The sequence below is a fragment of the Mariniflexile sp. HMF6888 genome (assembly GCF_044335535.1).
Lineage (GTDB): Bacteria > Bacteroidota > Bacteroidia > Flavobacteriales > Flavobacteriaceae > Mariniflexile.
Genome location: NZ_JBIQVZ010000001.1, coordinates 273,170 through 287,854, shown reverse-complemented (window position 1 = coordinate 287,854; position 14,685 = coordinate 273,170). Strand labels below are relative to the sequence as shown.

The 14,685-nt window shown below is 34.5% G+C and carries 11 protein-coding genes; 7 read left to right on the top strand and 4 right to left on the bottom strand.

All coding sequences use genetic code 11. The features are described 5' to 3' along the window. Window positions 1-57: 57 nt before the first annotated feature. From ACGLWY_RS01370 to ACGLWY_RS01340, 7 genes are all read left to right on the top strand, one after another. On the top strand, window positions 58-1,113 hold the full coding sequence (locus tag ACGLWY_RS01370; RefSeq protein ID WP_396617898.1) for a response regulator: 1,056 nt from the start codon (window positions 58-60) through the stop codon (window positions 1,111-1,113). A 301-nt stretch (window positions 1,114-1,414) separates the two neighbouring features. Further along, window positions 1,415-2,254 (top strand): universal stress protein, encoded by an 840-nt coding sequence (locus ACGLWY_RS01365; RefSeq protein ID WP_396617897.1) that lies wholly within the window; start codon window positions 1,415-1,417, stop codon window positions 2,252-2,254. A gap of 57 nt (window positions 2,255-2,311) precedes the next feature. Beyond that, window positions 2,312-2,989, top strand: a complete 678-nt coding sequence (locus tag ACGLWY_RS01360; protein ID WP_396617896.1) for a Crp/Fnr family transcriptional regulator — start codon at window positions 2,312-2,314, stop codon at window positions 2,987-2,989. Window positions 2,990-3,076: 87 nt separating this feature from the next. Beyond that, window positions 3,077-4,204 carry a VWA domain-containing protein gene (locus tag ACGLWY_RS01355; protein WP_396617895.1) on the top strand — a complete coding sequence of 376 codons (1,128 nt, stop codon included), beginning with the start codon at window positions 3,077-3,079 and terminating at the stop codon, window positions 4,202-4,204. Between the two features lie 107 nt (window positions 4,205-4,311). Then, the gene (locus tag ACGLWY_RS01350; protein WP_396617894.1) at window positions 4,312-5,772 is read left to right on the top strand and encodes a magnesium chelatase; all 1,461 of its coding nucleotides are present in this window, start codon (window positions 4,312-4,314) and stop codon (window positions 5,770-5,772) included. Window positions 5,773-6,188: 416 nt separating this feature from the next. Further along, window positions 6,189-8,273: an HAD-IIB family hydrolase gene (locus ACGLWY_RS01345; protein WP_396617893.1), complete on the top strand. Its 2,085-nt coding sequence runs from the start codon at window positions 6,189-6,191 to the stop codon at window positions 8,271-8,273. A 14-nt stretch (window positions 8,274-8,287) separates the two neighbouring features. Beyond that, window positions 8,288-9,571, top strand: coding sequence for a glycosyltransferase (locus ACGLWY_RS01340; RefSeq protein WP_396617892.1), 1,284 nt, complete (start codon window positions 8,288-8,290; stop codon window positions 9,569-9,571). Window positions 9,572-9,574: 3 nt separating this feature from the next. Here ACGLWY_RS01340 and ACGLWY_RS01335 read toward each other — a convergent pair whose 3' ends face one another. The 4 genes from ACGLWY_RS01335 to ACGLWY_RS01320 all read right to left on the bottom strand — a co-directional run bounded on the left by ACGLWY_RS01335 (window position 9,575) and on the right by ACGLWY_RS01320 (window position 14,647). Further along, window positions 9,575-10,147: a YdeI family protein gene (locus ACGLWY_RS01335; RefSeq protein WP_396617891.1), complete on the bottom strand. Its 573-nt coding sequence runs from the start codon at window positions 10,145-10,147 to the stop codon at window positions 9,575-9,577. A 5-nt stretch (window positions 10,148-10,152) separates the two neighbouring features. Then, window positions 10,153-11,796, bottom strand: coding sequence for a M1 family metallopeptidase (locus ACGLWY_RS01330; protein ID WP_396617890.1), 1,644 nt, complete (start codon window positions 11,794-11,796; stop codon window positions 10,153-10,155). Window positions 11,797-12,048: 252 nt separating this feature from the next. Beyond that, the gene (locus ACGLWY_RS01325) at window positions 12,049-12,474 is read right to left on the bottom strand and encodes a DUF6265 family protein (protein ID WP_396617889.1); all 426 of its coding nucleotides are present in this window, start codon (window positions 12,472-12,474) and stop codon (window positions 12,049-12,051) included. A gap of 367 nt (window positions 12,475-12,841) precedes the next feature. Next, window positions 12,842-14,647 carry an acyl-CoA dehydrogenase family protein gene (locus tag ACGLWY_RS01320; protein WP_396617888.1) on the bottom strand — a complete coding sequence of 602 codons (1,806 nt, stop codon included), beginning with the start codon at window positions 14,645-14,647 and terminating at the stop codon, window positions 12,842-12,844. Between the last annotated feature and the right edge of the window lie 38 nt (window positions 14,648-14,685).

Genomic DNA, 14,685 nt, shown 5'->3' with positions numbered 1-14,685 from the left:
ATCACCTGCCTGCCTGCCGGCAGGTATGTCCTTAAAAAAAATAATAAATATTTTCATATGAAAAAAATATTACTGATAGAAGACGATGTTATATTAAGGGAAAATACAGCAGAATTATTAGAACTGTCCGATTATAATGTCATCACAGCGCCAAATGGTAAAATTGGTTTGGACATGGCAAGAAAGGATTTCCCAGATATTATTGTGTGCGATATTATGATGCCCGAACTTGATGGTTATGGCGTTTTGGAAGCCTTGGCTGAAAATGAAAAAACCAAACATGTTCCTTTTATTTTCTTATCGGCAAAAACAGAGCGTAAAGATGTTAGAAAAGGCATGGATTTAGGAGCGGACGATTATATCACCAAACCTTTCGAGGAAGAAGAATTAATAAGTGCCATTGAAAGCAGGTTAGCTAAGGCCGCTATTTTAAAAGACAGAAGTTTCGAAGCTCAAAAAAGTTCTATTTCTAACCAAGAGGATGAACTTAGAACACTTAACGACCTCAAAAACTTTTTTGATGATAACGGTAGTGAAATAAGCTATGCCAAAGGCGATGTCATTTACGAAGAAGGTCAAAATTCCAATAACATATTTTTAATATCAAAAGGATTAATTAAATGCCATAAACTGGATGAACAAGGTAAGGATTTAACAACAGCTCTATATAAAGAAGACGATTTGTTTGGTTATACCTCATTTACACAAAATACGCCCTATCAAGAAACGGCAACAGCCATAAAAGATACGGAATTGGTGGCGCTTTCTAAAAATGAATTAAAAAATGTGCTCAACACTAACCATAATGTCACTTTGGAGCTCATACAGTTGCTAACGGACGATCTAACGGTCGTAAAAGAACAACTATTGCAAATGGCATACAGTTCGGTTAAAAGGAGAACAGCTACCACCATACTAAAATTTGCCGAAAAGCTTAACCATAAACCCAATGATACTATTAGAATTTCCAGAAACGATTTAGCTAGTGTTGCAGGTGTAGCCATAGAAAGCCTAATAAGAACACTTTCAGGTTTTAAAGATTTAGGTATTATTGAGATTGAAGGTAGAAACATTAAGATTTTAGATATCAATAAGCTACAGCAAATAAGCTAAGAGACTGTTTAAGTTTTATCCGTTGGCTCTTTTATGTGCCTTTTTCCGCCATACTTCCGCTATTTTTCGGTTCGTAGCTATGTACCTCTCCCTCGCGGCAGCCTGGCTCCTTCGCTAAAAAGGTCTCCCAGACCTTTTTTATACGCTCGGCCCTGTTTGAAGAAAAAATACCCTATAAAATATTCCAAAAACAAAATTTAAATAGTCTCTAATTTTATTCAAATAAAAACCAATTATGATTTTGGTCATATTTAGTTAAATTCCATGCCTTTACTTTTGTTTCTTAAGAAGACAAATAGGCATGAAGAATATTTTAATACCAACCGATTTCTCTGAAAATGCATGGAATGCTATAGATTATGCACTCAAATTTTTTAGTAAATCGTCCTGTAACTTTTATTTATTACACGTTAATACAGTCGGTACATCAGTAACCGATAGAAGTGCTTGTGTACAAAATAAAAGTGTTGCTTCTGAAACCTTAACAATATCACCAAAAAAATTATTGAAGGAAACTTTAAAGCGGATTTACGATAATTTCCCAAGAAATCCGAAACACAGGTTTTTTACAATTTCAGATAGTAATTATATCGTCGATTCGATTAGGGAACAAGTCGTTAAAAATAGAATTAATCTTATTGTAATGGGTACAAAAGGTGCTTCGGGATTAAAAAAAATAGCTATAGGTACCAATGCAGGAAATGTTATTACAAAAGTAAAATGTACAACCATGGTTGTGCCAGAAAATGCTAAATATTCAGAACCAAAAGAGATTGCATTTCCAACCGATTTCTCCATTTTTTACCGACCAGAAACGTTGCAGCCCATACTGGATATTGTTGAAGTAAATAATGCAACGGTTAATGTGTTACATGTAAATAAATATGGTTTGGAGCTTAACGAAGACCAACAAAAAAACAAAGAGTATTTAGATGATTATTTTACTAATTACACCCATAGTTTTCATTTTTTAACTAACAAGCATATAGAAAATGCTGTACAGCAGTTTGTAGACGAAAGGGGAATTAATTTAATAGCCATGTTGGCGAAGAATTTAAATTATTTTCAACTCATATTATTTCATCCAACAGTCAATGAGATTAGTTATTATAAAGATGTACCGTTTTTAGTATTGCATTAAAACGATGGTTGAACAAATCTTTATAATGTTTCTTTTATAACCTTCAATTAAATAAGAATGGGAAAGTGTGAACAATGTATTATTAAACAATTTAACGCGCTTAAATCTTTAACTAAAGAAGAGCTTGTTCGAATTTCAGGTTGTAAAACCTCTAAGTTTATTAAAAAAGGCGAAGTTATTTTTGATGAAGGCGAATCTATTAACGGTGTTTATTGTGTAAAAGAAGGTATTTGTAAATTGTCCAAATTAAGCGAAAATGGTAAGGATCAAATAGTGAAAATGGTTGTAAAAGGACAATTGTTGGGTCAGCGTTCCCTGATTACCGATGAGGTTTCAAATTTACAAGCAGTAGCTTTAAACGATATGGAAGTTTGTTTTATTCCTAAAAGCGAAATAATTAGCAATTTACAAAATAACCCAAAATTTTCATTTGATGTTTTAAAGGAAATGGCTCACGATTTAAGGGAAGCAGATAATATTATCGTGAATATGGCTCAAAAATCGGTACGGCAGCGTTTGGCAGAAACCTTGGTTTATATTCATGATAGTTTTGGTGTGAATCCAGATAAAACCTTAAGTATATTATTGTCCCGAGAAGATTTTGCAAATATTGTTGGTACGGCAACCGAATCTGCTATTCGAGTTTTATCACAGTTTAAAAAAGAAGCCTTAATCTCTGTTGTTGGAAAACAAATACGAATAGAAAACTTGGAAGGCTTAAAACGTGTTGAATAATATCTGTAATTCCCACATGTTAAAGAATAGATAAATCTGATTACAGTATCTTCATTTTTGTATAAAAAACAGTATTTTTATACAGCTATGACAAAATACACTACTACAAGAAAGGGTTTCATTTTCAAAAAATATGAAGCTCCAGAACAGACACCTTTCGATAAACTTTTTGATATTTTTAAAGAGCTTATTACACACACGTCTGGTGATTTTGACGAAGCCATAGATTGGTTGCGGGAATTAGACAAAGAATACGAACTAACAACTCCAGATTATACTATTGATGATTTTATAGAAGATCTTAAAAATAAAGGCTATATAAGAGAAAAAATAGACCCAGATGGAAATGGTGGCATGGCAATTACCGCCAAAACAGAACGCGCCATTCGCCAACAGGCACTCGACCAGATTTTTGGAAACATAAAACGCAGTGGGCAAGGCAACCATAAAAGTAAAAGCCCTGGTATTGGCGATGAGCATACGGGCGATTTTAGAACCTATCAATTTGGAGATGCTTTAGATAAAGTATCTATAACCGAAAGTTTGAAGAATGCCCAAATAAATCATGGTATTGGAGATTTTAGTATTTCAGAAGATGATTTGGTTGTAGAAGAAACACTCCACAAATCCCAAATGAGCACCGTATTAATGATTGATATTAGCCACAGCATGATACTTTATGGCGAAGATAGAATTACACCAGCAAAGAAAGTAGCCATGGCTTTGGCAGAATTAATCACGACACGTTACCCCAAAGACACATTGGATATTTTGGTATTTGGCAACGATGCGTGGCAGATAGAAATCAAGGATTTACCCTATTTAAAAGTTGGTCCTTACCATACAAATACCGTCGATGGCTTAAAGTTGGCTATGGATTTACTTAGAAGAAAGCGGAATACTAACAAACAAATTTTTATGATAACCGATGGGAAGCCAAGTTGTGTACGTATGCCAGATGGCCACTATTATAAAGACAGCGTTGGGTTAAACCCATTTATTACCAATAAGTGTTATGCTATGGCGCAACAAGCAAGGCGGTTGCATATCCCCATAACAACTTTTATGATTGCTAAAGACCCTTATTTAATGCAATTTGTACGAGAGTTTACCTATGCAAACCAAGGAAAAGCATTCTATACTGGATTAAAAGGCTTGGGTGAAATGATTTTTGAAGATTACGAAACCAATAGAAAAAAGAGAATAAGGGGATAGCCCCACCCAACCTCCCCAAAGGGGAGGAGTAGAAAACGAAAAAAGTAATGAATTAATATGCCCGTAATAGTTCCCTCTCCTTTGGAGAGGGTTAGGGAGAGGAAAAAATGAAAGACATAAAAACATTTGGAGAATTAAAAGCTTCAGGCTATAATAGTAAATCTATAAAAGATGAATTGCGCGATAATTTAATTCAGAAAATAAAAAATAATGAAACCACTTTCGAGGGTGTTCATGGTTATGAAAATACCGTAATTCCTGAGTTGGAACGAGCCATTTTGTCGCGTCATAATATTAATTTGTTGGGTTTGCGCGGACAAGCAAAAACACGTTTAGCACGGTTAATGTTGAATTTATTGGATGAATACATTCCATATGTAGAAGGTTCTGAAATTAATGACGATCCATTTCACCCTATATCAAGGTATGCCAAAGAATTAATTAATGAAAAAGGTGATGATACACCCATTTCGTGGTTGCACAGAAGCGAACGTTTTGCTGAAAAATTAGCAACACCAGATGTTACGGTTGCAGATATTATTGGCGATGTGGATCCGATTAAAGCGGCTAATTTAAAATTGAGTTATGCCGATGATCGCGTTATTCACTATGGGATGATACCTAGAGCCAATCGCTGTATTTTCGTCATTAACGAGTTGCCAGATTTACAAGCAAGAATACAAGTTGCTTTATTTAATATTTTACAGGAAGGTGATGTTCAAATTAGAGGTTTTAAGTTGAGGTTGCCATTGGATATTCAGTTTTTATTCACCGCAAATCCTGAAGATTATACAAACAGAGGAAGTATTGTAACACCATTAAAAGATAGGATTGGGTCTCAAATTTTAACCCATTATCCAGCAGATATAGAAACCGCAAAGCGAATTACGGCTCAAGAAGCTAAGGTTTTAGAAAGTCAAACAGCGTCTGTTACAGTACCGGATTTAGCTAAGGATTTATTAGAACAAATTGTATTTGAAGCCAGAAAAAGTGACTATATAGATGCAAAAAGTGGTGTGAGTGCCAGATTAAGTATTACAGCCTTCGAGAATTTATTGAGTACAGCTGAACGACGCGCTTTGAAGTCGGGAGACGATAAAACCATGGTGCGTTTAAGTGATTTTGTGGGCATTATTCCATCGGTTACCGGAAAAGTTGAGTTGGTTTACGAAGGCGAACAGGAGGGAGCTGCCATAGTTGCATATAATTTAATTGGTGAAGCGGTTAAAAGTTTATTCCCAAAGCTTTTTCCTAAAATAGAAAAACTAAAAAAACAAGAAGAGGAAAGCCCTTATGATGATATTGTTTCTTGGTTTTTCAATCAAAGTGACGGTTTTGAGTTATTGGATGAAATCAGAGATAAAGAATACAAACATATACTGGATGCTCTTTCTTCTTTAGATGATTTACTAGGAATATACCAGCCAAATTTAAGAAAAGAAGACTCCTATTTTATGAAAGAATTTGTGCTTTGGGCATTGGTTGAATTTAAGCTACTCAGCAAATTCAGGTTTACGGAAGGTACTCAATTTAAAGATCCTTATGGTAGTTTTATAAGCGGCATCTAACGTATTACTTCTTTAAAAGATGTTTGATTAAAAATAAGAGGCTGTCTTCTAAAAAGTCCAGTTCTATATCATATTGATTGTCGAAATATTTTAATTCACTTGCAATCAATCGGTTTCGACTAGCTCGACCTGACAAAATAAACTTAAAGACCTTTTAGAAGACAGCCTCTTTTTTATGACTTTCTTTTAAAATCAACACTTAAATTTTATTATCCTTAATTTGTTTTAGTTATATTTTCTTATTAATAAAATAAACTTCAAAACCACCTATTTTTCATAGGTTTTTTCTTTCTATTTTAAGAAGGGATTCCGATGAACTGCTTATTTTTTTGTATATTGGGATATTGGTCAAAGTCAGTCGCAGCCCTGCATCGCCATAAATTGTTTGAATAAATTATTCCCAAATTCTATAAAATATGGATATTGAAAACACTTCCCAGCAGCATGATATAAAACTATTATCGTTTGATGTAGATAATACATTAATAGAATTTCATACGCTAAAAAGTAATTTTACTAGTATATGGAATACATATAAACCAAATTCTGATATTTTACTAACCTATAATACCGGACGGTTAGTTGACGATGTTCTAAACCTAATAAAAAAAGGTGTTCTGCCCGAGCCACATTATATAATAGCTGGTGTGGGAACGCTTATTTACGACTATAAAAATGAGTGTACGGTTAAAGAGTTTAATGATGTTCTAGATGATGGCTGGAATTTGGAAGCTGTTGAAGAGCTTATCGGTAATATTAATCATCCCATAAGTGAGCAACCTATTAAGTTTCAACATGCTTATAAACGAAGTTATTATTTATATGATGCTGGACCAGAGCTTATAGATAGTATAGAACAAATATTTGTAAACGCAGAAATGCATGTTAATGTTGTTTATTCTGGAGAAAAGTTTTTAGATATTTTACCAAAGTGGGCCAATAAAGGTAATGCTTTACAGTGGTTGTTGAATAAATTAGATATAAAATCAAATACTACGTTAGTGGCTGGTGATAGTGGAAATGATTCCGCCATGTTCGATATGGTAGATGTAAAAGGTATTGTAGTAGCTAATGCCCATGAAGAACTCTATAGATACACAAAGCACCGACAAGTATATCATTCCGAATGCGACTATGACAATGGTGTTGTAGAGGGATTGATATATTATGGCTTATTACCAAAAGAGGCACTTGTGTGCAATATTGAAGATCATGCAGAAGATTTTTTTATTCAACAAGAATTAAACAATACAGACGCAGAAGAGGAAAGTGAAAAAATAGCACTGATACGAGAAGGCTATCATCATGCTGTTGAAGCTTTAAGAAAAAACATCACTCCTCTTGGTTTTTCCGCCTGCTCTATAAAAGATAATATTCCTAATGGAACAGATGAAAATTACCATAGTGTATGGGCCAGAGATGGTGCCATTACTGTTATTGGCTCTTTACCACTTATCAATGATAAAGAGATTCATAAATGCCAACGACAAACATTGGTAACGTTATTAGAACATATTTCGCATAATGGACAGATTCCATCTAACGTGCGCATAAAAGATAATATACCGGATTATTCTGGAGTTGGGGGCATCTGTTCAATAGATAGTGGTATTTGGGTTATTATTGCCTTTTACGAGTATGTTAATGTTACAAAAGATATCGCTTTTTTAAGGAACCATATTTTAGATGTAAAAGAAACCATGAGGTGGCTTGGTGCACACGATGGGAATAACGATGCTTTATTGGAAATTCCAGAAGCTGGGGACTGGACTGATTTGTTTGGTAGAAGTTATAACATTTTATATGATGAAATATTATGGTATAGATCCAATGTGTGTTTTGGTCGCATGCTTGAGATGTTAGGTGATTATGAACAAGCGGGCAAGTATATTCGTTGGTCTCAAGTCATAAAAAAGGAAATACTTCAAAACTTTTGGCCTTCAACACAACAAAAATTATTTCAATCGGTTTCTTTTGCCGAAAGACAATTTACCTTAGGAGACACTACGTATTTAATAGCCCAAGTGACACCGTTTGATTTTAGTTGGCGTTGTGATGTTTTAGGGAATGTACTTGCTTTTTTACACGGTACAATTGACGCAGATAAAGCGCATCAAACTTTACGTTTTATGTTGGGCGTGGGCGTTAATGAGCCTTTTCCCGTGGCAAATGTATACCCTGTTGTAAGTCCGGGAGATCCAGACTGGCGGCCTTATTATACGGTAAACCTTTTAAACCTACCAAACCACTATCACAATGGTGGTATATGGCCTTTTGTAGGAGGTTTTTGGGTTAAGTTTATAAATAAACTAGGTCTAAAAGATATGGCAGTTGCCGAATTGCATAAACTAGCTCTAATAAATAAAGAAGGAGTAAATGAAGAATGGGAATTTACAGAATGGGCACATGGAATCACAGGAAAGCCTATGGGTAAATCGTATCAGGCGTGGTCTGCAGCACAATATATTTCTGCATGCCATGATTTAAAAATAATAAATTAACTAAAATTAAAATTATGAAATCAATATTAATGATCTCTTTACATGGTTATGTTGGTGCCCATGCCGAATTAGGAAAACCAGATACAGGTGGACAAGTGGTATATGTTTTAGAACTAGCAGAACGTTTTAGTAGATTAGGGAAACGAGTGGATTTAGTGACCCGTCAATTTGAAGATCAACCAGAATATGATGTTGTAGATGAGAATTTTAGTGTATGGCGTATTCCTTTTGGAGGAAAAAAGTTTATCCGAAAAGAAGATATGCATGATCATTTAAAAAAGTTTGTGACCAATTGTCTAGCGGCAATTAAAAAAGAGCAAAAAAAATATGATATTGTTTACTCGCATTATTGGGATGCAGGCTGGGCAGGGCAGAAAATTGCTGAAGAATTGGGTGTCTCACATGTACATACACCGCATTCTCTTGGATGGTGGAAACGGCATACTATGGGTAGTGATATGGACGAAAAAGAAATGGAGAAAACCTACCGTTTTAAAGAGCGTATTCGAAAAGAATATTTTGTGTACCAAATGTGCAATTATGTTATTGCAACCACACTACCACAAGTAGACTTACTTACTAAACAATATGATATGTTACCTCGAGATTGTGGTATGATTCCACCAGGAATTGATGAAAATCGCTTTTATCCAGTACCTTCCAAAGAGAATGATAAAGTTCGTTCTAAATATGATATCCATCCCAACGATATTCTTGCTCTAGGCCGGATGGCACATAATAAAGGATACGATCTTCTTTTGCAGGCTTTGCCAACGGTGATACAACTTTGCCCTGAAGCACGTTTGGTTGCGGCGATAGGTGGCGATCAATCTAATCAAGATAACGAAGGCATAGAAAAGCTTAAAAAATTGGCAAGTGAGTTAGGTGTGTTAGATAAAATTAAATGGAAAAATTATATAGAAGATGAAGATTTAGCTAATGTTTATAGATCCGCAAATATTTTTGCAATGCCCTCTAGATATGAACCTTTTGGAATGGTAGCTATTGAAGCGATGGCATGTGGTACACCTAGTGTTATAACGGTACATGGAGGCTTATATGATTTAATTGATTTTGGGCATCAAGCATTATTTGCCGATCCACACCGTCCAATAGAATTTGGAACTATGTTATCGATGCCCCTTTTGTACCCTAAATTGAGAAATGAATTGTCTGTAGAAGGCGCTAGGTTTGCACGTCGTAATTTTGGATGGACAGGTATTGCAAAACGCATCCTTGAGATATTTAATAATTCGATCAATTTACGTTCTATAGAATCAAATATATATTCTCATTAGAGATTACCAATCGCTTCGGCTTTTAATATTATTAGCGCATAACTGAATGATTTCGGTGATGCGTTTTTTTCTGGTCTCTTCTCTTTTGGCTTGATTTAACCAATACAGATAACTTTTTCTGTAAGAAGGTGCAAAGTTTTGATAATTCGAAAAAGCTACTGGATTTCTATCAAATTGTAATTGTAAATCGTTAGGAATGATGCCATTTTCAACGGCATCTAAAACGGTCCAACTACCATTTTCTTTTGCTGCCTCAATGGTTTTTAATCCACTTTTGTGCATCAAATTATTAGCAATTAATTCTTCAATATACTTTTTGTTTAACGAACTCCAGACACTTTTGGGGTTTCTGGGTGTAAAATATTGCCTTCGCTTACCGTCTCCCAAACTTTTTACAGTAGAGTCTATCCATCCATAGCATAAAGCGACTTTAACAGCTTCTTCCCAACGCATGCTATCATATTCATGCTGAACTTTATAAAATATTAAATAAACACCTTTTGAGGTCTCATGATTTTCATGAAGCCACGCTCGCCATTCGGTATCTGTTTTAAAGTAATGTTCGGTAATTTTCATTAATTTCAAATTCTTTTGACATAAATATAGAAATTTGGATTAATTTCAAAAGAAGTATTATTAGAATTTAAAGGTATCGATTTCCATTCAGCATTTGGATAAATCCATTGCTCTTTACCATTAATTGTAACCAAAATGGGCATGTCAAATTTTTTAACAATGTTAGTCCAATGGTATTTTAGCTCTTTATGTTCAATTTTATATTCCAGAGTTGGAATTTTTGTAGTTCTTAAATACTGATTGAAAAACTCGGTTAAATCGATACCTGTTTCTTTTGATAAATAATCTTCAATTTGTTGCGTGCTGACCGTTTGATGATAAAATGTTTTATTTAAACCACGTAAAATTTGTCGCCATTTGTTATCATCTTCTACTAATTGCCGTAAGGTGTGTAGCATATTTCCTCCCTTTGAGTACATATCTCCAGAACCTTCCGTATTTACATGATAGTAACCTATAATAGGGCGGTCATTTTGTATATCTTTTCTAGTACCTATAACATATTCTGCACCTGCTTTTTTACCATAATAGTATTCTACAAACAAACTTTCAGAATAATTTGTAAAGCTTTCATGAATCCACATATCTGCAATATCAATATAGGTTATATTATTTGCAAACCATTCGTGACCAGATTCGTGTATGATAATGAAATCGAATTTTAATCCCCATCCAGTATCAGATAAATCGCGACCTAAATAACCTTGCATGTATTTGTTACCGTAAGTTACCGAGCTTTGATGTTCCATTCCTAAATAAGGTACTTCGACTAATTTGTAGCCATCTTTGTAAAAAGGATAGGGGCCAAACCAATGTTCAAAAGCTTTCATCATTTTGGGTGCATCTTTAAAATGGACTTTAGCTTTTTCTAAATTATCCTTTAAAACATAATAATCCATATTTAAATTTCCAGCTTCACCATCAAATACTTCCGAGAAATGTGCGTAATCACCAATGTTAACATTAATACCATAATTATTTATTGGGTTTTTTACAATCCAATTATAGGTTTTTGTATCTCCATACTGTTCTACACTTCTTAACCTGCCATTAGATACATCCATAAGCTTGCTAGGCACGTTAACGCTAATAAGCATGCTATCTACTTCGTCGTACATATGGTCTTTACAAGGCCACCAAACGCTGGCACCTAAACCTTGGCATGAGGTAGCAATAAAATCATTACCATTGTTGTCTTTTTTCCATGAAAAACCACCATCCCATGGAGCATTAACGGCTTCTTTTGGATGGCCCTCATAATGAACATCGATGCTATTGATATTGTTTATGTTTTGAGGGTCTTTTAAAGTTATAAAATGTGCATTACCATCATGCCTTATGTCTAATTCTTTATTGTTTTGAACTGCTTTTGTTATTTTTAATGGCGGTTGCAAATCAATTTGCATCACCGAATTGTTTTCAAGTACCTTATATTGAATGGTGTTCTTTCCAGAAATATATTTTTCATCTGGATTTACTTTAATGTCTAAATGGTAATAAGTTAAGTCCCACCAAACACGTTCGGGAGTGATGCTTCCTCTAAGTGTATCTTGTCTTGTGAAATTGTTTTTTTCTGAAAGCAACTGTGCTTGTACAGAAATGAATGATAAACTGAATAGGAGAGAGGTTATAAAAAAACGATGTGTCATAAGGTTATTTCTAAATATAATGATATGTTTTTTGATTTGAAAGTTACTTTTTATAATTGAATTTTACGGTTTCAACAGTGCCATTTTCCTGTTTTGTATCTACGAAGTGGTTTGAACTTTTTCTAATTGGCTAAAAAATCGCCCTTTTTTGCCCACTCTACGTCTTTTTTTCTTTCCGTAGCGATGCTATGCAACTCAAAAAAGGCTTCGATTGAACAAAAAATGACTGATTTTCGCTTCAATCGAAAAAGTTTAAACCACTTCTACTAAAACATTCATTTCATTAGCATCAATCTTTTCAAAAACCATGCCTTCAAAGATCACTTTGTTTGCTGTTATTTCTTTTAATGGAAAATCGACTGTTTCATCTTTAGTTTCCCAACCTTTCAAATCGTTATTAAAATGTTTTATCTGAAGTATTAATGTGTTGTTTACTTCCCTAATTATTTCAATTTCGTAAAAAGTAACTTTATTATTTACTATTAATTTAAAGGTAGCCATCATCGAGTCACCCGATGGTTCGCTCCAGTTTTCTTCGGTCAATCCTCCAAATGCTTCACCTTTCCAATGGCCCGAAATCCAAGCTATATTTTCTAATTTAGGTTCAAGTACTTGCTCTTTTTGTGCATAAATTGCAGCAGATATAAAAAGCAGAATAAGAATACTTAATTTTTTCATTTGATTTTTTTTACTAAAATACTTAAAAGTGGTTTAAACTTTTCTAATTGGCTAAAAAATTGCCCTTTTTTGCCCACTTTACATCTTTTTTTCTTTCCGTAGCTTTTCCAACGCGACAAGCTGGCTCCTTCTCTAAAAAGGTTTACTAAACCTTTTCTTTACGCTCGGTCCCAACTCGAAAAAGGCTTTAATTGGACAATATTGCCATTGCGCTGGCTGGCTCGTTCGCTAAAATAGCCCACTGGGTTATTTTTTCACGCTCCGTCCTGCTTCAATCGAAAAGTTTAAACCACTTTAAAATTAAAAAGCGCTTCAAAATTTATTTTGAAGCGCTTTAAGAATTGAATCAGTCACTATATATAATTTATTAAAAGCAGTATTTGTTTTCTTTAATAACTTTACTTGCTATAATATTTCTTAATTCTATAATGTTTGGCATATTTACATATTTAATATAGCGTTTTAAACCCATTAGCATCATACGTTGTTCGTCGCCAGTCGAGAATGAAATGATGGAATGTTTACCTGCGGTTTCAATTACATCTATAGCGTGGAATAAATTTAATTTTGCCATAGCTACTTCTTCTTTAGCATTCTCCTCGCCTTCTTTTTTAGCTATTTTTTCAGCACGTAGAATAGCGGATTCGGCTAAGTAAATTTGAATTAAAATATCTGAAGCAGCCAACATGAGTTGTTGATGTTTTTCAATTTCCTCACCATATTTCTGTAAAGCAGCTCCTGCAACCATTAAAAATAATTTTTTAAGATTGACTATAATACTTTTTTCCTCTGAAAATAATTCTGAAAAATCAGGCGTGTCAAATGATGGGATACCTGTTAGTTCATTAGCAACAGCAGTTGCTGGTCCCAATAAATCTAGATGCCCTTTCATGGCTTTTTTAATAAGCATCCCTATACTTAGCATGCGGTTAATTTCGTTAGTGCCTTCATAAATTCTGGCAATACGGGCATCTCTCCAAGCCGATTCAATAGGTGTTTCTTCAGAGAATCCCATGCCTCCAAAAATTTGAATGCCTTCATCGGTACATCGTTGTGTAAATTCAGAAACAGCTACTTTTAAAATAGAACATTCAATAGCATACTCTTCAACGGCTTTTAATTCCGCTTCTTGGTGGGTGTCTTTTCCGTTGTTCTGACGAAGAATAATACGGTCTTCAATATTTTTAGCTGCACGATAACTAGCAGTTTCCCCAACCCAACAATTGGTTGCCATTTCTGCTATTTTTTGACGGATAGCCCCAAAACTGGAAATAGGTGTGTTAAATTGAATACGTTCGTTAGCGTATTTAACCGATTCTGTTATAACACGACGTTGCGCATCCAAACAAGCGGCGGCTAATTTAATTCTACCAACGTTTAAGGCATTCATGGCTATTTTAAAACCATTACCTCTGGTTGACAACATATTTTCAATAGGAACAACGGTGTCATTAAAAAACACCTGTCTTGTTGAAGACGCACGGATACCTAATTTGTGTTCTTCTTCACCCATGGTAATCCCATTAGGGTTGTTTTTATCGTATTCAACAATAAAGCCTGTAATGTTTTTATCGTCTTCAATTCTTGCAAAAACAATCATTAAACTACAAAACCCGGCATTAGAAATCCACATTTTTTGTCCCGTAATGCTATACGATTTTCCATCGGCAGATAACACAGCTTTTGTTTTACCTGAATTGGCATCACTACCAGCACTAGGTTCTGTTAAACAGTAAGAGCCAAACCACTCTCCAGTTGCCAACTTTGGTACATACTTTTGTTTTTGTTCTTCAGTACCGTATAATAGTATGGGTAAAGTACCAATACCTGTATGGGCACCAAAAGCGGTACTAAAAGAACCTGTGGCACCAGAAATATAATCACATACCAACATGGTGTCTACAAACCCCATACCCATACCACCATATTCAGTGGGGACAGAAACACTTAAAAACCCCATTTCTCCAGCTTTTCGCATGCAAGATTCTGTTAAGGCATAATCTTTAGCTTCAAAGCGAGGTTTATTAGGCCAAATTTCCCTGTCAACAAATTCGGTAACGGCCTCTTTCATCATCAATTGTTCTTCCGAAAAGTCTTCAGGCGTGAATATGTCTTCACAGTTTGTTTCTTTAACTAAAAACTGACCGCCTCTTAAAATATCTTTTTCTTCCATTTTCTTTAGATTTATAGAATCAAGAATCAAGAACCTAG

Excerpts from the sequence above, each read along its gene's own strand:
- ACGLWY_RS01320 (WP_396617888.1), bottom strand. The coding sequence starts at position 14,647 with ATGGAAGAAAAAGATATTTTAAGAGGCGGTCAGTTTTTAGTTAAAGAA.
- ACGLWY_RS01325 (WP_396617889.1), bottom strand. The coding sequence starts at position 12,474 with ATGAAAAAATTAAGTATTCTTATTCTGCTTTTTATATCTGCTGCAATT.
- ACGLWY_RS01340 (WP_396617892.1), top strand. The coding sequence starts at position 8,288 with ATGAAATCAATATTAATGATCTCTTTACATGGTTATGTTGGTGCCCAT.
- ACGLWY_RS01355 (WP_396617895.1), top strand. The coding sequence starts at position 3,077 with ATGACAAAATACACTACTACAAGAAAGGGTTTCATTTTCAAAAAATAT.
- ACGLWY_RS01350 (WP_396617894.1), top strand. The coding sequence starts at position 4,312 with ATGAAAGACATAAAAACATTTGGAGAATTAAAAGCTTCAGGCTATAAT.
- ACGLWY_RS01360 (WP_396617896.1), top strand. The coding sequence starts at position 2,312 with ATGGGAAAGTGTGAACAATGTATTATTAAACAATTTAACGCGCTTAAA.
- ACGLWY_RS01335 (WP_396617891.1), bottom strand. The coding sequence starts at position 10,147 with ATGAAAATTACCGAACATTACTTTAAAACAGATACCGAATGGCGAGCG.
- ACGLWY_RS01370 (WP_396617898.1), top strand. The coding sequence starts at position 58 with ATGAAAAAAATATTACTGATAGAAGACGATGTTATATTAAGGGAAAAT.
- ACGLWY_RS01330 (WP_396617890.1), bottom strand. The coding sequence starts at position 11,796 with ATGACACATCGTTTTTTTATAACCTCTCTCCTATTCAGTTTATCATTC.
- ACGLWY_RS01345 (WP_396617893.1), top strand. The coding sequence starts at position 6,189 with ATGGATATTGAAAACACTTCCCAGCAGCATGATATAAAACTATTATCG.
- ACGLWY_RS01365 (WP_396617897.1), top strand. The coding sequence starts at position 1,415 with ATGAAGAATATTTTAATACCAACCGATTTCTCTGAAAATGCATGGAAT.